This is a genomic window from Salibacterium salarium, from assembly GCF_030813635.1.
GTDB classification, from domain to species: domain Bacteria; phylum Bacillota; class Bacilli; order Bacillales; family Marinococcaceae; genus Salibacterium; species Salibacterium salarium.
On record NZ_JAUSUM010000001.1, the window covers coordinates 551,001 to 570,838 of the forward strand.

At 39.0% G+C, this 19,838-nt stretch carries 21 protein-coding genes; 15 read left to right on the top strand and 6 right to left on the bottom strand.

From position 1 onward, the window contains the following. Nucleotides 1–133: 133 nt before the first annotated feature. The 3 genes from J2S78_RS02595 to J2S78_RS02605 all read left to right on the top strand — a co-directional run bounded on the left by J2S78_RS02595 (nt 134) and on the right by J2S78_RS02605 (nt 2,202). Nucleotides 134–1,441, top strand: coding sequence for an MFS transporter (locus J2S78_RS02595; RefSeq protein ID WP_306895959.1), 1,308 nt, complete (start codon nt 134–136; stop codon nt 1,439–1,441). Between the two features lie 230 nt (nt 1,442–1,671). Continuing rightward, nucleotides 1,672–1,860, top strand: coding sequence for a hypothetical protein (locus J2S78_RS02600; protein ID WP_306895961.1), 189 nt, complete (start codon nt 1,672–1,674; stop codon nt 1,858–1,860). Nucleotides 1,861–2,010: 150 nt separating this feature from the next. Beyond that, nucleotides 2,011–2,202: a hypothetical protein gene (locus J2S78_RS02605; RefSeq protein ID WP_306895962.1), complete on the top strand. Its 192-nt coding sequence runs from the start codon at nt 2,011–2,013 to the stop codon at nt 2,200–2,202. A 404-nt stretch (nt 2,203–2,606) separates the two neighbouring features. Here the strand turns inward: J2S78_RS02605 and J2S78_RS02610 are convergent, their stop codons facing one another. The 3 genes from J2S78_RS02610 to J2S78_RS02620 all read right to left on the bottom strand — a co-directional run bounded on the left by J2S78_RS02610 (nt 2,607) and on the right by J2S78_RS02620 (nt 4,349). Next, the gene (locus J2S78_RS02610) at nt 2,607–2,819 is read right to left on the bottom strand and encodes a hypothetical protein (protein WP_306895964.1); all 213 of its coding nucleotides are present in this window, start codon (nt 2,817–2,819) and stop codon (nt 2,607–2,609) included. Nucleotides 2,820–3,014: 195 nt separating this feature from the next. Beyond that, on the bottom strand, nt 3,015–3,896 hold the full coding sequence (locus J2S78_RS02615) for an ROK family protein (RefSeq protein WP_306895966.1): 882 nt from the start codon (nt 3,894–3,896) through the stop codon (nt 3,015–3,017). A gap of 180 nt (nt 3,897–4,076) precedes the next feature. After that, nucleotides 4,077–4,349: a hypothetical protein gene (locus J2S78_RS02620; protein WP_125553626.1), complete on the bottom strand. Its 273-nt coding sequence runs from the start codon at nt 4,347–4,349 to the stop codon at nt 4,077–4,079. Nucleotides 4,350–4,504: 155 nt separating this feature from the next. Between J2S78_RS02620 and J2S78_RS02625 the strand changes: the two genes are divergently transcribed. From J2S78_RS02625 to J2S78_RS02640, 4 genes are all read left to right on the top strand, one after another. Then, on the top strand, nt 4,505–5,410 hold the full coding sequence (locus tag J2S78_RS02625; protein ID WP_306895970.1) for a protein kinase family protein: 906 nt from the start codon (nt 4,505–4,507) through the stop codon (nt 5,408–5,410). A gap of 23 nt (nt 5,411–5,433) precedes the next feature. Next, on the top strand, nt 5,434–6,228 hold the full coding sequence (gene cysQ, locus J2S78_RS02630; protein WP_306895972.1) for a 3'(2'),5'-bisphosphate nucleotidase CysQ: 795 nt from the start codon (nt 5,434–5,436) through the stop codon (nt 6,226–6,228). Nucleotides 6,229–6,257: 29 nt separating this feature from the next. Next, complete coding sequence (locus J2S78_RS02635; RefSeq protein ID WP_306895973.1) at nt 6,258–7,247, top strand: Gfo/Idh/MocA family protein; 990 nt, start codon at nt 6,258–6,260, stop codon at nt 7,245–7,247. Nucleotides 7,248–7,355: 108 nt separating this feature from the next. Further along, on the top strand, nt 7,356–8,162 hold the full coding sequence (locus J2S78_RS02640) for a histidinol-phosphatase (RefSeq protein ID WP_306895975.1): 807 nt from the start codon (nt 7,356–7,358) through the stop codon (nt 8,160–8,162). Nucleotides 8,163–8,567: 405 nt separating this feature from the next. Here the strand turns inward: J2S78_RS02640 and J2S78_RS02645 are convergent, their stop codons facing one another. After that, complete coding sequence (locus J2S78_RS02645; RefSeq protein ID WP_306895977.1) at nt 8,568–8,747, bottom strand: hypothetical protein; 180 nt, start codon at nt 8,745–8,747, stop codon at nt 8,568–8,570. 234 nt (nt 8,748–8,981) lie between these two features. Here J2S78_RS02645 and J2S78_RS02650 point away from each other — a divergent pair, with 234 nt between their 5' ends. From J2S78_RS02650 to J2S78_RS02685, 8 genes are all read left to right on the top strand, one after another. Continuing rightward, nucleotides 8,982–9,326, top strand: a complete 345-nt coding sequence (locus J2S78_RS02650; protein ID WP_306895980.1) for a helix-turn-helix domain-containing protein — start codon at nt 8,982–8,984, stop codon at nt 9,324–9,326. 126 nt (nt 9,327–9,452) lie between these two features. Continuing rightward, nucleotides 9,453–11,063, top strand: coding sequence for a DcuS/MalK family sensor histidine kinase (dcuS, locus tag J2S78_RS02655; RefSeq protein WP_306895982.1), 1,611 nt, complete (start codon nt 9,453–9,455; stop codon nt 11,061–11,063). Next, nucleotides 11,060–11,782: a response regulator gene (locus J2S78_RS02660; RefSeq protein WP_306895984.1), complete on the top strand. Its 723-nt coding sequence runs from the start codon at nt 11,060–11,062 to the stop codon at nt 11,780–11,782. Before dcuS ends, J2S78_RS02660 begins: the two co-directional genes overlap by 4 nt. 127 nt (nt 11,783–11,909) lie before the next feature. Continuing rightward, nucleotides 11,910–13,604, top strand: coding sequence for a DASS family sodium-coupled anion symporter (locus J2S78_RS02665; protein WP_306895986.1), 1,695 nt, complete (start codon nt 11,910–11,912; stop codon nt 13,602–13,604). A 370-nt stretch (nt 13,605–13,974) separates the two neighbouring features. Continuing rightward, on the top strand, nt 13,975–14,358 hold the full coding sequence (gene glxB, locus J2S78_RS02670; RefSeq protein WP_306895988.1) for a methylglyoxalase: 384 nt from the start codon (nt 13,975–13,977) through the stop codon (nt 14,356–14,358). A 141-nt stretch (nt 14,359–14,499) separates the two neighbouring features. Further along, nucleotides 14,500–15,210, top strand: a complete 711-nt coding sequence (locus J2S78_RS02675; RefSeq protein WP_306895990.1) for a hypothetical protein — start codon at nt 14,500–14,502, stop codon at nt 15,208–15,210. 389 nt (nt 15,211–15,599) lie between these two features. Beyond that, nucleotides 15,600–16,283 (top strand): response regulator, encoded by a 684-nt coding sequence (locus J2S78_RS02680; protein ID WP_306895992.1) that lies wholly within the window; start codon nt 15,600–15,602, stop codon nt 16,281–16,283. Further along, nucleotides 16,276–17,706, top strand: a complete 1,431-nt coding sequence (locus tag J2S78_RS02685; RefSeq protein ID WP_306896979.1) for a sensor histidine kinase — start codon at nt 16,276–16,278, stop codon at nt 17,704–17,706. Before J2S78_RS02680 ends, J2S78_RS02685 begins: the two co-directional genes overlap by 8 nt. 10 nt (nt 17,707–17,716) lie before the next feature. Here the strand turns inward: J2S78_RS02685 and cobT are convergent, their stop codons facing one another. Together cobT and J2S78_RS02695 are read right to left on the bottom strand one after the other, a co-directional pair. Further along, entirely contained in the window at nt 17,717–18,754 is a 1,038-nt protein-coding gene (gene cobT / locus J2S78_RS02690) for a nicotinate-nucleotide--dimethylbenzimidazole phosphoribosyltransferase (RefSeq protein WP_306895994.1), read from the bottom strand. Between the two features lie 85 nt (nt 18,755–18,839). Then, nucleotides 18,840–19,412 carry a thioredoxin family protein gene (locus tag J2S78_RS02695; RefSeq protein ID WP_306895996.1) on the bottom strand — a complete coding sequence of 191 codons (573 nt, stop codon included), beginning with the start codon at nt 19,410–19,412 and terminating at the stop codon, nt 18,840–18,842. Between the last annotated feature and the right edge of the window lie 426 nt (nt 19,413–19,838).

The window sequence follows — 19,838 nt, forward strand, 5'->3', positions numbered from 1 at the left end:
TATTGATTTTTATTTTGTAAGCCTTTACAATAAAATAAATACAAAATAAACAAAAGTAAATAAAAATAAAATAATGTGATGAAAGAAGGAAAGCAAATATTTCTAAATACTTTATGGAAAGGGTGAAAAACGGATGAAAAAAGTAGAAAAGGGAAGTTTAGCTGCTACATTATCTGTATCTATGTCGAATTATTTAGAAGCGGGTTCTATTGTAGCCGGTGCTGCCGGTTTAACTTTATGGGTGGAGTATCTTGGATTGACTGACACAACTGTTGGACTTCTAGGTGCACTAAGCGCTAATGGATTTGGGGCTGCCGTTGGGGCACTAATTAGTGGATTTCTTGTTGATCGGTATGGCCGAAAATTTATTTACAAATATAATCTACTCGTTTATATGTTGGGAATATTACTTATTGTGTTTTCCTTTAGCTTTCCAATGCTGTTAATTGGTTATGTTATTACTGGTGTTTCAGTTGGAGCCGGTATTCCTCCTTCTTGGACATATATTGCCGAAGAAGCTCCGGAAAAGGAACGGGCTGCTCGTGTAGGATGGGGACAATTTGCCTGGTCGATGGGGCCGGCTGTCGTATTATTGCTCTCTGTTGCATTAGCTCCTTTAGGCTTGTTAGGTAGTAGAATTATTTTTTTCCAGCTATTTTTAATCGCTTTCTTTACTTGGTTGTTCCAACGTAAAATTGATGAGTCATCCATTTGGGAAGAGCAAAAGAAACAAGAAAAAACTACCAATCAAGGTGGAATCTTTAATAAAGAGAATTTGAAAGAGTTGTTTACAAATAAGGCTAATCTGCATGCTATTACGTTGCTTGTAGGTGTTTATGCCTTTTGGAATATGGTTGCAGGTGTTATGGGTTATTTTATGCCTTACATTTATGAAACCGTTGGTAATCTCTCGTCTGCTCATGCCAATCTTTTGCAAGCGTTTTTATGGGTTTTGACCGTTATTTCAACCTATTTTGTTTTCATCAAGTTTGGAGACAGAGTGAATCGCAAACTGATTTTTTGTGTTAGTGCGGTGATGGGAATCGTCGCATGGGTGATTTTATCATTTGGTGGAATGGGAACAGTGGAACTGCTGGCTTTTGTTATATTGTGGGGGCTGGCTGCTGGTTTCGGTGCACAGGCCTTTTACGGTCTTTGGTCGGCAGAGTTGTTCCATACGAAATATCGTGCAGCGGCACAAGGATTTCTTTTTTGTACGGCACGAGTATTAGTTGGTTTAATTTCTCTTATTATTCCGGCTATGATTACAACATTAGGGTTTCAAACAGCAGGAGCTGTCATGATTGGTTTCCTTGTGATTCACATGGCGGTAGGCTTGACACTTGCTCCGGAGACACGTGGAAAGTCCCTTGAAGAGATTCAAGACGAACGATATGGTACGCCTGAAACGACAAACACGGAACAGAAAGCAACAAGGTAGCCAAATATCAAAGGATCGTATCCATTCCTTTGTTCTGATTTTTAAAGTGAGTTAGAGTCTGGGACAAAACAATACCAAAGACAAAAAATCCGAACGATTCCTTAATGAATCGTTCGGATTTTTGTGAAAGAAATTCTTTAACGTTGTAAATTCGCATTTTCGGGACTGTACTCCTAAATTGGTTATATGGTAAAATTAAACAGTACTATTTGAATGGGAGGGTAGTATTCATGAGTGAACAAAAGGATACAAAAAAATTTAAAATGGGATTTCATATCTTTATAACTCTATTTGCATTAGGGATTATTATATCTTCAATCTCAGGATACGGAGAGATGGAGAGAGCAACAATGTATCTAATATTAGGTGTACTTATTGGTGGTAGTAGTTTATTCCAGTTTTTCAAAACTGTCAGGTAGCAATACCTTGAAGCGATAAATTATTTTGGCAATATATTTGTATAAAAAGTTTGAAGAAATAGTAAAAGTACAATAATGCAATAAAATGCTTAAACTAACGCAGCAGAAGAGTGGAAGAAGGGTTGGCTTGACTTAAAAGGGGATGGTAAATTGAATTGGAAGTATCTTATACTTATAAATTTTTTGTTTATCGCAATATTAACTGGATGCAGTAAGGATGAACCTACTAATTCTGTCACAGATAAAACCTTTCCTACCAAAGAAGAAGCCATAAACAACTTCCTTAATGAAAATCCTAGAAGCGATGTGGAAACATTGAAACGACCGACGATGACGAAATAATTGTTGTACGCTCAGGAAATCACCAGTACAGTGTATATGAAATGAATCATGCAAACGAAGGTTTCTTGGTTGTGAAACCTACAGCTACGTTGTCCCTTCATAATACAATTGCAGGTTATGGTGAATTTACAACAACCAAAGGGGATGATTACACTTTTCTAGTTGTAAAGAAAGGTAAAATAGATGAACTTGATTATGGTACGAGAAGCAAATATGCAACTCTACCTATTTATTTAGGGGATGCAGTGGTAGCTTTAAACAAAGGTCATATTATAGAAAACGATGATTCTATACTTTCTGAGAATGCCATTCAATCAAAAGAGACGATAGCAGAACAAAATGTGCCTACATCAACTAATATAATATCTCTTGTTTCTAAACCGTTTTTTTCGTCATATAAAGTATTATTCGTCCCATATTTTACGCTGCTTGGGATCATTTATATCAACCACGATTTTTCCATCTTTCATTTCAAGTTTAGGATACCCCTGTTTTTGCTTCTTCATTATCTCTTGTTGTTTTGCGTTAATCTTTAGTAACTCTTCCATTCGTTCTTCTCTTTCTATTTCAGTCATGTTTTCATATTTTTCATCTAACTTTTTATCGTTTTCATTCATGCAGAATGCCCCCTTACCCACATTTTAGTATTATTGTTGTGTTATTGAATCATTGTGTAATTTGTCGTGCGCTTATTATAGCAAAGTTAAAGAGGGTTGAACGATTACATTTTTATTTATCCTTGTTCACCAAGCCCCTTTTGACTGTTAACAGACTTTTGATACAGCCCCTTCTTATACTGCTTTATTTGCTTTCTATACATGTTGTTTGAATCCATATACGGCCCCTAATAAATTTGCATTTTGGCGGAATTGGCACGCGGTAATCTTTGGTGTCATTTTAGCAATATGGACCGAGGAGATAATGTTATCTATTTTTTCATTGATTTTGTCAATCAAATCTTCGCGTGCGCTTATACCGCCGCCAATAAGAATGATGTCAGGATCATAGATATACTGCAAATTATAAATCCCTACCGCTAATAAGTGATAAAATTCTTCTATTGTCTCGATGCATGCTTCATCACCGGCGTCGGCCCATTCAAAAACTTTTTCTCCTGTGAGACTGTTTTTATCTATGCCTTTTTTTTCGGCTGTTTTTTGTACTAAGGCTTGGGTTGAAGCAAGACTGCTCCACACTCCGTGATTACCAATATCCCCACTGTTCAACAACATATAACCGAACTCACCGCCGTGCAAGTTAGTTCCTTTATGTAATTGTCCGTTTTTAATAATGGCACCGCCGATACCGGTACCGATAACAACAGCGAGCACATCTTGTTTTCCTTTGGCAGCCCCATTCCAGACTTCAGCGTAGCCGGCACAATTCGCGTCATTTTCCATGTATACCGGCATTTTCGTTTTTTCAGAGACAAGCTGTTTGATATTAGGTCCGTGAAGATAGGGGAGGGCGCTTGTTCCATAGATAATGCCTTCATCAGAAACAGCACCCGGAGCACTGATAGCAATCCCTTCGCAATCGTCGTTAGCTATAGCGATGTCAGAAATGATAGTTAGCATTTCTTCTAAACTTTTTGGTGTTTTTATTTTATCATGATTAACAATCGTAGAATCCTCTTTAATAATTCCATTTTTTATAAAGGAACCACCGACATCAAATGCGATATATTTTTTCATTCTTCCACCCCTATTTCACGTTTGACTCCATCTTATCGAGTTTTTCCCTGATTGTCATGCAAAGTGTTAACACAATAAACATTCAGCTCCTAGTCGATAATACGAAGCGAGAAATAGAACGCTGTTTGCGCTTTTCTTGTTCGAGTGGTGCCCCAATTTCTTTATAAGGTAAATTTTTTGTTATTGAACAACTCGTTTCTCCTTGTTCAAATGTTCGCGGAACGTTTCATAATGACGATTGGCTTGTCCGTTATGCCAGCCTTTTTTGTATCCTGTCATAAATGCAATATCTGCAGCCAAATCTTCGACATCATGAGACGCATCAATAACATCGTGTAGTAAAGAAACATCGACGTCGTGCTTTTTTAACACTTCAGCTAAAGCGTGAAATTTACGGGCGTATGTTTCCCTTTTTTCCTCAAATAAAATGTGTTGATAAATCGGGTATTTCATTATAGCCTCCCTGATGTTCCGTAATCTTTGAATCTAGTGTTGCCGCTTGTATAGGATATATACTTGTTAATGAAGGTTTACTTTTTTCATAATGTAGCGAAGGGAGGGTAGAATATTGTATGATAAAGGAAAGAATAAATAATTGGAGTTAAGTGATGAAGAAAAAAGTTTATGTACATATTGGTTTTCATAAGACAGCCACTTCTTTTTTGCAAAGATGTATTTACCCGAAGATGAAAAGTGTTCGCTATATTAAATATGGCGCTCTGAAAAAGCAACTGTATAATCTTCGTTTGAAAACACTCGAAGACGAAGAGATTCAACAAATCCGTGAAAAAATTCTAACATTCTACAAGAAAAAGCCGATTCTGATATCGTACGAAGGATTGTCTGGAAGTCCTTTTTCCCAAAAGCGATCTAAATCAAATATTAAAGTCCTAGAGGATATACGTCGAGTATTCCCGGAGGAAGAGTTTGATGTCCATATTATCGTCGGTATCAGGGAACAGGTGAATTTGCTCACTTCCCTGTATGTTCAATACGTGCACCAGGGTGGTGTAAAAAAAGCAGAAGAACACCTGGCTAACTTAGAAGAACAAGGTATTCTTGATCATTATCACTATGATCATTACCTGCACAAAGTAGAAGAATTATTCGGAAAGAATCACTATTATTTAATTATCTATGAGTTGTTTAAACAACAGACAGAACAGCAATTGTTTAATTTATTAAGCTTTATGGGAGAAAATAAAATTCCAGAGTATGAGAATGAACAAGTGAATAGAAGCTATGGAACCATGCAGATGATGATTGGGAGAAGAGTAAACTATCTGTTTAAAACACGTTTACATCCCAAAGGTCTTATACCGGTAAACCCCTCTCCGATAAAAGGGAAATTTTCTCCTAGGAAAGTTTTACAAAGTAAATGGAGCTTTAAGGTTCACTATAAGCGTTACCATTTACCGAAGGAACTCTCGAACTATTTAAAAGCGCAATATATAGAAAGTAACCGGAATTTGCAGGAAGAATATAATGTAGACTTACCGGATATTTATTTTTAGAGACAAGAATAGGGGTATATACCATGTTAAAAGTAATTGAGGCGGCGCTGGATGCCGGAAAAAAAATCATGGAGATTTATGAAAAAGATTTTGATGTAGAGTACAAAGAAGATGAGTCACCGCTTACGATTGCGGATCAAACGGCGAATGAAGTTATTACAAATGCTCTGCATAAAGCATTTCCGGATACTCCTGTGTTAAGTGAAGAAGGAAATCAGTGGTCGTATAAAGAAAGGTCATCGTGGGACGAATTTTTTCTCGTTGATCCACTTGATGGCACAAAAGAGTTTATCAAGAAAAATGGAGAGTTCACAGTAAATATTGCGCTTGTAAGTCATGGTGCACCATGTTTCGGTGTGATTTATGCGCCGGCATTGGATATTTTGTACATCGGAGATACGGCACTCGGAGCTGTGAAAGTGGAACAAGCTCTTCATTTTGAAGGTATTTCGGATGACAAAGGTTGGTTTAAGCAAGGAGTATCCTTGCCTAATGTTACATCAGATAATGATACAGCGAATATTGTAGCAAGCCGATCCCATATGTCAGAGGAAACGAAAGCTTTTATTCAACAAATAGAGAAAGAATACAAAACAGTGCAAACCTTATCGACAGGAAGTTCTTTGAAACTATGTTTGGTTGCCGAAGGGGCAGCAGATTATTATCCCCGCTATGCCCCAACAATGGAATGGGATACAGGCGCCGGTCAAGCCATTGTCGAGGCATCTGGTGGAACAGTGACAGTTGCAGATTCAGATGAATTTTTATCGTATAATAAAGAAAATCTAAAAAATCCTTGGTTTCTAGCAAAACGGTAAACGTATAAAAATACAAAGGAGCTGTTTTCATGGAAGAAACATTGAACTGGGGCATTATAGGTGGAGCACGAATAGCACAAGAGGAATTCTTGCCTGCGCTACATAAGTCAGAAAAAGGCGAAATGAGAGCGATAGCTAGTAAAACCCGAAGTGCTGACGAATATCAGGATATCCCTATCTTTTATTCGTCTTATGAAGAACTGTTGGAAGACCGTTCGATTGATGTAGTTTATATCGCTCTCCCGAATGCTTTGCATGCTGAATGGGCGTTAAAAGCTATGGAAAAAGGAAAACATGTGCTTCTTGAAAAACCAGCCGGAGTCTCTGTTCAGGAAGTTACCGACATGAAAAAAGCAGCGGAGAAAAATCAAGTAGTAGTGATGGAAGCATTTATGCATCAGTTTCACAAACAGCATGATGTGGTGAAAAAGCTTCTACAAACTAATAAATTAGGTGAATGGAAATACTTCAAAGCACAGTTTTCTTTTCAACTAACGAACCAAAAGAATATTCGGTTGAACAAGCAATTAGGCGGCGGGGCTTTGTATGACGTTGGTTGTTACGGAATCCATACAATGAATCAATTGTTAGAATGGAAACCAGAAAAAGTGACAACCCGGGGCAAACTCCATGATGAAGTGGATGTTCTTTCCACCTCCCTTTTTGAAGATGAGAAAGGAAGGTTTGCTGAGATTGTGGCTAGTTTTGACCTGCCGCCGGTCAATCAGTATGAAATTATTTGCGAAAAAGGCTCTATTTTACTAGAACATGCTTACAGACCAGATGCATCAGCTAATGGCTGTGGAAAAATTACTGTTAAGAATCAAGGCGGAACCATCATTTCTGCTGCAGATATTAAAGATGATGCGTATGTGAATGAAATAGAACACATTCAAGCGTCTATTCGAGATAATAGATCTCTGAAATATACGATGGCCGACTCGGAAGATGTGAATCTACTTGTGGAACGTGCGTATCAGTCCTTAAGGGAACAACAAACGGTGAATATTTCGTTTTAGATACGTGACACTTATGGGGGACGCAGCCGTACTTTTTTCGGCTGCAGTCCCCCGATTTTTTATATCGGTATTCAAATAGAAAAGAGTAGGAAAAGGAGCTGGTTTGCCATGAAGTTTGATTTACATACTCATCATAAGCGCTGTGGTCACGCAACCGGAGAAATCGAGGATTATATTCAGTCTGCGATTGATAAAGGATTACACGTCATTGGTATTTCGGATCACTCTCCTTACTTTGGAGAGGACGCAGATCATCCGTATCCTGGACTTACGATGGCGAAAAGTGAGTTTAGTAACTATGTTCGAGAAGTGCGCCGTCTAAAAGAAATCTATCAAGATAAAATAGAAGTTTTACTTGGAGTAGAATCGGATTTTTTCCCGAACGCTGCCAAAGCCTATAAGCAGGTCTATGATAACTATCCGATGGATTATATTATAGGTTCCGTTCACTTTGTACATGGTGTTAATATTTTTGATAAACGTCGTTGGGATGGTCTTGGGGAAAAACAGATACTTGATGTGAAAGAGGAGTATTATCGCTTAATCGCAGAATCTGCGAAAAGCGGGATGTTTCAAGTGTTGGGCCATATTGATGCAATAAAAGGTTATTTTCCTTCCATATCTGATGTTCCAACCAACGCTGTAGACCAGACGTTAAAAGTGATCGCTGAAAGTGGGGTAGCGATTGAAGTGAATACATCCGGTAAAAATAAAGACTGCGGCGGCTGGTATCCGTCTGATGACATTTTAGAACGAGCAAAGTTTTATAATATACCGATTACGTTAGGTTCAGACAGCCACGTTCCGGAACGGATGGGGGACGACTTTGACGAGGTGGGCGCGTTTTTAAAATCACTAGGTTATCGCGAATGGTATTTCTTCCGCAATAAGAAACCGGTGGCAGTATCTTTATAATTTTGTACAGTGTATCTAAAGGAACCCCATTTGTTTGGATATGTTGATTAATGACAAGTGTTTTCCGATGCCAGACAATATAAATAACTGTTGGACGCTGCCCGAAACAACTTGCTTAGGACGTAATGGTGAAGTATTGTGAAACTAGAAAAAAAGAATCATATAGGCCAAGCTTTATCGGTGCATCCAAATTAAATCAATATAAAAAATAAAATATTCGTTCGAAATAACGATTAATTGTGCTATAATAAACCCAACCTTAGAAAAAGGTTGGGTTTTGTTGAAAAGATACGAATGGAGCTCGCTTAAGCCATGTTTATGACAGAAAGCTTTTCAGCAAACACTTTGCCATTTTTATTTTTAATGTAATATATTGAATAATTTCGTTTATAAGATATTTTTTTGTCAGAGGTGTTGATGATAGCAGATTTCTTCATAGGCATCGACGACTTTTTGTAACGCATTCTTTTTCGAATGAGTGTTTACATCGTCTTGATTTAATATCGTTTGCGATAACGATAAAAAGCTAGAATGTGGGTTGGGGGATGACATGAGCAGTTCTACGTATGGTTTGTCTTCGTTCAATATGACTCCTCCTTTTAGTACCAGATCTGACCATGTTATGGTTCAAATCTCCATTTGATTTACATATTATCATGTAACATAGTTGTAATAAATAATAGAAAAGTTGTGATTATTGTAATAAAAACTTTTATTATACCATTTTATCTACTTATTTCGACGGATAAAGTCAATAATATATAGATTATGTTAGGTTTTTCGTTTTCATGCTAGAGTAGTATTAAAGGGGGTTTCCGTATGATTGGGGAGCGGATTGTCCATTATCGTATGCAGGAAAATATGTCTATTCATGAGCTAGCCGCAAGAACAAGCATCTCTGTAAAATATTTAAATGATATGGAGCAGAATATTTGGATGTATCCTTCCGTTCAGTATGTGGAACGAATAGCCAAGGCGTTGGATATCCCAGTTCAAAACCTTTTAGGACCCCGATCGAGTGAAGAAAAAGCTTCTGATTTAGATGAGGAGTGGATGGAGGTCGTTCAAAAGGCGATGTCTTCCAACACGACAAAAGAGGAGTTCAAGGAGTATTTGGAGTTAAAACAAAAAGAAAAAAATAGAATAAGAAAAGAAATGGATTAAAACTTTATACAAAATATCGAAAACACCTTGTGTTCTAACACACATATGAAGGTGTTTTTTCTTTCGTATTTTCGGTAGGATGGCGTAGCACATTATATGTGAAGTATTTTAAACAGGGAGAATGTCATGAAGATTTTTAACCAGAAAAGAAAACCAATCCGTCTTCTTACGTGGATAACATTATTAGTATGCTTTGTTCTTGTGGTGGCATTATCGGTTACTGGTTTTTTAATTGGACGAGATGCAGCTATGAATGCGAGAGAAAATCAGGCGGAGAAAACAATGGATATTGCCAATACTGTTCGTTATTCTGAAATTGTTAAGAGCGGTTTAATAGAAGAGGAACAATCAGAAGACATTCAGGATTATACACGGCGTATTCAAACAGAGACTAACGTCGCTTATATTGTTGTGATGAATATGAATCATATTCGCCAGTCCCATCCGGTCGAAGAGAGAATAGGACAATATTTTGTTGGAGATGACGAAAATAGAGCTTTTCGTGGAAATACATACACGTCTGTAGCAGAGGGCACATTAGGCGAATCGTTACGATCATTTGCACCGATTGAAGATGCGGATGGCAATCAAATCGGCGTCGTTTCTGTAGGGATTTTATTGGATAATGTGGAAAGTGTTATGCTGGATAGGCAGCAAATGGTGTTTTTAGGATCAGTAGCGGGTATGTTGGTTGGAGCAATTGGAGCTCTGTTTTTAGCCCGGCGCGTGAAAAAAACGCTTCATGGCTTGGAACCCCGTGAGATTTCACAGCATTTACAAGAACGAGAGGCGATGCTTGCATCTGTTCGAGAAGGCATTATCGCCATAAATGATGAGGGTACTATTGTTGTAGTTAATAATGCAGCCGCCAATATTTTTGAACGGGCAGGATGCATGAAAAAACCGATAGGCTACTCCGTTGATTCTTTTTTTAACAGTTCGAGATTAAAAGAAATTCTTTACCATCAAGAAGCAGAATATGACCAAGAGCAGTCACTGAATGGTTTGGACCTTGTCGTGAATCGAATCCCGGTCATTACGCAAGGTGAAGTGGTTGGAGCCATTGCAACATTTCGAGAAAAAACAGAACTAACCTCCCTTGTCGAACAATTAACGGGAGCGAGACATTATGCGGAAAAGCTGCGGGCGCAGACTCATGAATTCATGAATAAATTACATGTGATGTCAGCGATGGTACACACCGAATCATATGAGGAATTAAACGATTATATAGAACAAATCTCTACAAATTATCACCGGGACATAGGGACGGTATCACGTGTCGTGAAAGACCCTGTGTTAGCCGGATATCTCCTGCGAAAATTTAATAATTTAAAAGAAAATGGTGTTGTTGTTGAACTGAAAGGTGACTATCCTCTTCCATTATTAAAGGACACAGAACGTATAGACGGTATAATCACCATTATAGGTAATGTAACGGATAATGCGTGGGAAGCGATTCAATATCAAGAATATAAATATATACAAATGACGATTAACCATAAAGACCAAGTGTTATATTTCTCAGTGCATGATAACGGTCCCGGTATGAGTGAGGTAGAAAAAGAAAATATGCTGGACTATGGTTTGTCAACAAAAGGAGAAAATAGAGGATATGGTATGTGGCTTACAAAAAAAGCGCTGAAAGAATTGGACGGAACAATAAAAGTTTCCTCCCAGAAAGGGGAAGGCACAGTGGTTGAGATAACAATTCCATATGTAGGTGAAGACACATGATAAAGACGTTAATAGTAGAAGATGATCCGATGGTCGCAAAGTTTAATCGGGTGTATGTAGAAAAGGTGGAAGGATTTGAACCGGTCGGCACAATTACGGATGTGAAGCAGGCATGGGATTTTTTAAAGGAGAATACAGTAGATCTTATTTTGCTGGATGTTTATATGAAGAACACAACCGGTCTTGAAATGTTGATGGAGATGCGTAAAACAGGAAGTCCGGTGGATGCTATTGTTATCACAGCAGCCAATGACAACCAATCAATACAGACAGCCCTTCGATACGGGGCTGTTGATTATCTTATCAAACCGTTTCATTTTGACCGGTTTAAAGAGTCCTTGCTGCGTTACCGTCACAAACAAGAAATAATCGAAAAAGGGGAGTCTGTTACACAGGCAGACCTAGATCCTTTTTTATTGCAGAGCCAAAGAGTATCATCAAGCGTTGAATTGCCAAAAGGGTTAACGACCTTAACGTTTTCTCATATTGCAAAGCAGATTTTAAAGAAGAAGCAAGAAGCGTTTTCAGCGGCTGATATTGCAGATAAGACAGGGATTTCACAAGTGTCAGTACGAAAATATCTTCATTATCTTGTCGATAGTGATGTACTTGAAACGGATGTTATCTACCAGTCAACAGGAAGACCGTTGCACCAATACAGATTGAACCCTGAAAAAGCAGAATTTATTCAATCTTTACAAGTGGCTGAAGAACAATAACCACGTTTGCTTTTTTTAATTAAAAAAGTGTTACCTTAGTTATCAAAGGTGTACATTCTTGTCAGAAAATTATATATTTAATAATACAATATAGAAAGCGTTTACACCATGGAAGGAGGAACTTACGTTGGCAAAAGAAGCGATTTCATCCATATGGAAAAGCCTCTGGTCTTCTCACTCTAAAACCAAAAAATTATTGACTTTTTCGCAAATTAGAGAAGCGGCAAGTGCTTCGTCTCAAAGTAAGAAAGAGAATTCCGCTGTCGGCAGTGGTCCCGGAGGCCCTGGAGGCAACAATAGATCTGGTGGAGGATCTGGAGACGGAGAAGACAAACCTTCCTATACAAGAGCGCAGCTTGTCGGGCTTATTTTAGGTCCGGTTTTATTCTTACTTGCGATGTTATTTTTTAATCCTGAGGATTTAAGCCACGAAGCCCGAACAGTACTTGCTGCAACATTGTGGATAGCGACCTGGTGGATTACAGAAGCCATTCCTATTCCAGCGACATCGTTACTTCCTATTGTGTTACTGCCGTTATTTGGAGCGGTAGATGGAGACACTGTCGTATCTTCTTATGGTAATGATATTATATTCTTATTCTTAGGCGGCTTTTTCATCGCAACCGCAATGGAAAAGTGGAATTTACACAAACGAATTGCATTGAACATTATTGATTTAATAGGAACAAGCACTAATAAAATTATATTAGGTTTTATGATTGCTACTAGTTTTTTGTCTATGTGGGTATCCAATACGGCATCTACAATGATGATGATTCCAATTGGTTTGGCCATTGTCTCTCAAGTGTCAGAAGCTATTAAAGGCGAAGGCAAGGAGACTGATCTAAGAAAATTTGAAAAAGCAATTATTTTTGGGATTGGATATGCAGGTACAATAGGTGGTCTTGGAACGTTAATCGGGACTCCTCCTAACAGTTTGCTGGCAGGAACAGTGGAGGAGTTATACAATGTAGAAATTTCATTCGCAGGCTGGATGACTTTTGCGGTTCCATTAGTTGCAATTCTGCTCACTTGTGCTTGGATTTATCTTACAAAAATCGTTTATCCTATTGGTATGAAACAACTTCCAGGCGGACGTGAATTGATTAAACAAGAAAAAACAGCTCTTGGTAAAATTGGCCAAGAAGAAGTAGCCGTCCTTGTCGTCTTTCTTTTTGCTGCTGTGATGTGGATAACAAGAACCTTTATTTGGGAAGATATAGTCGAGCTCCCAGAAATCAATGATGGAATGATTGCGATCGCAGCGACACTCTTGCTATTTCTCATCCCTGCTTCTCAAAAGGGAGAAACGAAAATTTTGGAATGGAAGGACTCGCAAGAAATTCCATGGGGGATTCTCCTATTGTTTGGTGGAGGTCTTGCGATTGCGTCTGGTTTTGAAAGTACGGGATTATCTAACTGGATGGCAGAGCAGTTGACTGTCTTAGAAGGAATGAATTTTGTCTTAATTGTTGCGATTGCAACGGCGTTGGTTCTGTTCTTAACCGAAATTACTTCAAACACAGCGACAGGAACGATGATATTGCCGGTTGTTGCGTCTTTGGCAATTGCACTAAATATCCATCCATACGCCTTGATGGTACCTTGTGCAATGGCAGCCAACTGTGCGTTCATGCTTCCGGTGGGAACTCCGCCGAACGCGATTATTTTTGGAACAGGGAAGTTGAAAATCATTCAAATGGTTAAAAACGGTTTCTGGCTCAATATTTTAGCCATTATTGTAATAGTGTTGGCGGTAAATCTTTACTTGCCAGCTATATGGGGAATTGATCTCCAAAGTATTCCATCACAGTTTCAATAATATTAGAAATAAAGAGGCCGATTTCATAGCATCGGTCTCTTTTATCTAACCAATACGTTACACGTTGTCAGGTTGCTATCATTAATTGTGCTTTTGAATTACTGATTGCGTTAAGGTATTAATTCTTAACAGAACCCATCACGCCTCTCAACGATGCGGACCACGGTGGGTCATTTTTTTATAAAAGGTTACTTTATAAATGAGAGTCAAGATAACCTAAAATAAAACAACCCTTTGATGAGCAGATCGTAATATTTAAGAAAGGAAGGATGGTCAAGAATATATAAGAGTGTTGCGTTATGTCCCTTTTTATAAAACGAGTATGGTTAGCAAATGACCATAACTCATAGCAAAGGAAGGTGAAAATAATATGAAAATCATTGTTACCAGTGTTTTCGTACAAGATCAAAACCGGGCACTGGAGTTTTATACAGAAAAACTAGGTTTTGTGAAAAAGCATGATGTTCCCGCTGGAGAATTTAGGTGGCTAACGTTTGTTTCTCCCGATGATTCAGACGGTACTGAGCTGTTACTCGAACCGAATAACCATCCGGCCGCCAAAGAGTATCAAGAGAAGATATTTGCTGATGGCATCCCAGCAACAATGTTTGGTGTTGAGGATGTTCGCAAAGAGTACAAACGATTAATGGAACGCGGTGTGAGCTTTATGATGGAGCCAACAGAAATGGGCGAAGTCACAGTGGCTGTCTTCGATGACACATGTGGCAATCTTATTCAAATAGCGCAGCAGTAACTTTAGATAATATCGTCTAAAAAATTTTTTAAAAGAAATTTCAAGTTGACATCATGCTGACATACAATCTCTTTAAAGTAAGAAATGTGATCGGCACAGGCTGATCCACAATCCTATGACAACGTTCAGGAGGGAAGCGAGGTGCTATGGAATCGTAAAGGTAACTATTTACTTGCATCCGTCTTGTCGATTGGAGTGATAGGAGCTGTACCAGGAGTAGCGTTTGCAAATAGCAATGCAACCGACACTGCTGCTCAAGAGGAAGCTCCGTCTGACGATACGACCTTTTCTCAAAACAGGGCTAATCAACAAATCGATGTTAATAACGGTCGAGCGATGAAAACAGATGACGTGGAAAATTACGCAGAAGAACTAGGGATTGAGACAGAAAACAAAAACATTTATGAAATCTCTCAAGAAGTGAAAGAAGTAGCAACAAAGCAGAGAGCTTCCGAACTCGGTATAACAACAGAGGGTAAAAACCTTCGTACGTTAACGGAAGAGGTGAGAGAAGCTGTTTTGGAAGAGAGAGCTTCTGAGCTTGGCATCGAGATAGAGAATAAAGATACCAATGAATTAGTGAAAGCAATAAGTGAAGCAGAATTAAAAGCTGAAGCCGTTGATTTAGGTATCGACCCTGATGGAAAAGATATTGCCCAATTGATGATGGAAGTAAAAGAGGAACAAACCTTTTTAACAGCAGAACAATTAGGAATTGAAACCGCTGGAAAAAGCACACGTGAAATAACGAATGAAATTGTCAATGAGCATGCGGAAGAAGTGAAAGACATGGATTTCTTCCCATCACCAAACCATGATGTCGACCCCTACATGCATGGATATAGAGAATAAAAATAGAAAAATTAAAATGCAGGTGTCCCCCCTCACCATGCATTTTGCCTCACCATCTAGTTGCCACAAGCAGTAGAACAAAACACAGCGAATAACAGCTAACTTTTTTTCATTACCCCCCTTTTTAATATATGGAAATCCCTGATGCTATATCGGGGATTTCCTTTTGTATAAGTGCATGTTTAAAAAGAATTCAAACGTCGCATCCATGTCGTGTGCTCGTTAAAAATTTGAAGTGATATAAATGGAAAAGCAAGCGGGCGAAGAAATTCACAGCAATTTCTCCCGGACTTTTTGAACAATCTATAAGCAAAATAAGCTAATAATTCGTAGTAATATTTTTCGTGAATACAGTTTTCTTATATAATGAGAGGAAGGAGTGACATTTGATGCAGAAAATACTTATTATTGAAGATGAAGTTGCGATTAGTAAAGTACTTCAAGCATATTTTCACAAAGAAGGATTTGAAGTGAAAGCAGTATTTCACGGCGATGAAGCGATGCCTGTATTTCGAGATATGCACCCGGACCTTGCTATTGTTGATGTTATGCTCCCGGGCCAGGATGGTTGGGAGATATTAGGTGGTATTCGGGAAGAATCAGCTGTACCTGTGATTATGCTGACAGCGCTTGGCGATGTCGATTATAGGTTGAAAGGATTGAACGGCGGAGCAGATGATTATATAAGTAAGCCGTTTGATTCGAGTGAAGTAGTGGCTCGTGCCAAAGCAGTATTGCGAAGATCGGGGACAATTTTGCAGGAAGAAGAGGTGAATCATTACGGAAGCTTAACGGTGAACCAAAAAGCCCATACTGTGAAATTGAATGGGGTGGATGTTCCATTAACTCCAAGAGATTTATCGCTGCTCCTTTTTTTAGCCCGCCATCCGAATCAAACCTTTGACCGCGAACAGTTAATTGAACGGGTGTGGGGAATTGATTACGAGGGAAGCGACAGAGCGGTAGATTTGTCCATTAAACGTATTAGAAAGTCGCTTCAAAATTGGCCGGAGTCAGAGGGAGAGATAAAAACACTTCGAGGATTGGGGTATCAGTTTTGTGTTCATGAATAAAAAGGATAAAAAAGTCTCGCTACTGCGCTATTGGACGACGCGTTATCTTATTACACTCGTTATAGGTTTGGTCGTTGTTGCTGTTATATCTGTATTATGGATTAGACAGACAAATTTAGAAAACCGTTTAAATGTAACAAAATATTTGGCGCAAGAAATAGCTGACCGTTTTGTGGAAGAACAATCAGGGGAAACGGTTCCTCGTGAAGGAGTTTTAGAATATATAAGGGAACGGCAGAATATTTTAGACACAGAACTTGATCCAATTATTTATATCGTGGATAGTAACGGAAGAGTGCTGTCGAATCCTTTTGAAAGAGACCCTTTTACGTCAGGGGTTTTTCCGGTCGGTATTCTTGAAAATGAAAATGATGTTCAGCGAGTTAAGCTTGAAACGGGAGAAGAATCATATATAGTAAAAACACCGATCCAAACTGAAGGGGTTACAGCAGGTTGGGTAGTTGTCATTCAATCGGCTAATCAACTTACGCAGATGAATCAGGAATTCAGACTGCTTGCGACGTTATTAGTGTCTCTGGCTCTTATTGGATGGGCGACGATTTATGTACTGACACGGAGGTTGTCAAGACCCATTCAAGACGTGGCAACAGCAGCAAGGCATGTGCAAGAACAGGACTATGATTTTTCTCTCCCTGCCAATATAAAGGAGAAAGAAGTGCATGAACTGGTCCATTCGTTTAAAGAGATGTCTGGACGTCTTCAAGAACTAGAGAGACTTCGGTCTGAGCTTTTAGCGGGAGTGACGCATGAGTTGAAAACACCAGTGACCTCAATGACTGGATTGATTCAAGCAGTGAGGGATGATGTTGTAAGCGGAGAGGAAGCAAAGGAATTCCTTGATGTGTCATTAAGTGAAGCGAATCGGATGAAGACGATGGTAGCGGACCTATTAGAGTTTAATTCATTTGTAGCTTATTCGATTCCTGTTTCTAAAGACCATCATAATATGAACACGCTTTTAAAAGAAATTATTCATCAATGGGAAGTTGCCAATGATGAAGAAGAATTAATATTAGAATCATATCTGCTTGAGGAAGAGGTAGACGCAGAAGTTGATGCGATGAGGATGCAGCAGGTGTTGGTCAACCTATTAAACAATGCGAAGCAGGCTCTGAAAGGAAACGGTACGATTACGGTTTCTTTATATAAAAAAGATAGCTATATATTAGGGATAGATGTAGAAGACAATGGCGATGGCATAGCAGAAGAGGAAAAAACATTGATATTTGAACGTTTCTTTAGAGGGGAAAATAAAAAGTATGATACTCATGGTCTTGGTTTGGGACTGCCGTTCAGCAAAATGATTGCACGCAGTATGGATGGAGACTTGGTATTAAAAGAAAGTCGTCCAGGAAAAACAATCTTCACTCTCGAATTGCCTATTCTCAAGATCGAAGAGTGAAGAAGTAAGATTAATATTTTTCAAGATCAGTGAAAGTCGCCATTTTATGAACAATGGCACAAGCTGATTGCAAAATCGGATAAGCAAGAGAGGCACCGCTTCCTTCGCCCAGTCTCATATCTAAGTCTAGTATAGGCTTTTTCTGGAGCAATTTCGTGGAAACGTGGTGCCCGGGTTCTGCTGATAGATGTCCGACAATCATAAAATCAGTAATGGCTGGCTTCATCTTTGCTGCTACAACGGCAGCTGTTGAACTAATAAATCCATCGATGATTATTGGAATGCGCCTGCTTGCAGCTGAAAGCATCGCTCCTGTCATACCGGCGATTTCTAACCCACCAACTTTTGATAAAACATCGATGGGGTCCTCAGTGGTCAAGTCACGGTTTTTAAGGGCTTGATTAAGAATGTCCTGCTTATGTTGTATTTGATGATCGGTCAATCCAGTACCTATTCCTGTTACTGATTCAATGTCTATGTTTGCTAGTGCAGCTATGACCGCACTACTTGCGGTAGTGTTGCCAATCCCCATTTCACCGAGAATTAAACTTTTTATTTTGTTTTCTTTAATAAAAGCAGAAGCTTCCTCAAATCCAGCATGGATAGCTTCTATCGTTTCTTCACGTGTCATCGCATCTTGAGTGAGAAAATTAGCCGTTCCTTTTTTTATTTTCCGAGAAACAAGGGAGGAATCTTGTATATCTTGAACCATCCCAATATCAATGAGTTGGAACGGTGCTTTGATTTCTTGAGCAAACACATTGATAGCAGCGCCCCCGTGAAGAAAATTCTGAGCCATTTGACCAGTAATATCTTGTGGGAAAGCGGAAACTCCTTCTTCAACGATGCCGTGGTCTGCTGCGAAGACTAATATACCGGGAGGACTCACGTCAGGAAAAGGATGACCTGTCATGCCGGCAAGTTCTATTGCGATTTCTTCCAAACGCCCGAGGCTGCCTGGTGGTTTTGTGAGGGTATCGATATAAGCACGTGCTTTTTCTGCCGCAGAGGTATCAAAAACAGGAATCGGAGCTGTCTTTTTATCCATAATGAAGTTCTCCTTTTAGATTTTTATGGCAAGGGCCGGAAAACTGTCACATAATCAGCATCCGGCCTCGTGTTATTGTCATGTATTAAAGTTGCAGCAATTGGTTGGTTAATTCATAGACGACGAGTTTTTGGTAGTCTCCATTTTCCCCGTATCTTGCTTTGATTCCTGCATAAGCAGCCTTTTTCTCTTCATCGATTGACGCATCTTCCGGATGAAGATTTTTTCGTTTAAAGGCAGCCATTGGCTCTTGAATATAAGCTGGTCGAGGGCCCCAGCTGAATAACACATCACCATTAAGATTTGTAACAATAACTTTAGGAACAGAACGCCCGCCCATTGTTAGAAATTGATCCATGAGATCGTCATGCTTTTCCATAATAAAAATTTCAACGGGTATGTTGGCTTCATTCATTACCTCTATTGCTGGACCGAGGTTCCGATGAACGTCTCCACACCAATCTCCGGCAAGAATCGCACAACGAAGATCATCGCGTTCTTTTAATGGTAGGAGAGCTTCTCGGTGATGATCCTCCCAGGTGAATAATTCATACCATTGATTTAAGGTTGCCCGGTAACGATGGTTCATACTTTCGAGAAAGTCGCGTTGACTTATGCCCTGTCCTAATTTTTCATAGATATTTTCAGCTGAAATCATTATATCCCTCCTACATAGGAGTCTATCATGAAGTCGTATAAAAAGTGAAAAATATTGAGGCTGACATCGCGCTGACATATTAACGGTGTACTATATGAAATGTAAGGATAGCAAACATAATAAAAACACTATCCTGTCCCCCTTCATATAAGGAGACGCATTGTGTACAAAAACCCTTCTTCTGGCGGTGAACATGATAATTCCTCCTTTTAAATAGGCTGATTAGGCAGAGGTCAGCTGATGTTTTCGCCATGAAGCAAAATGTACGTCTTCTTATTTATTTTGAATCCCCGATAGCAGCGATCGGGGATTTATTTATGCTTAAAAAAGCATGTCTCCACTATATTTTATTTGGCAGAGAACTAACTAGCTTGTGTTTACTTCATTTTCTCTCGTGGAAAAGTAAAAATAGAATGAAGGAAGAGG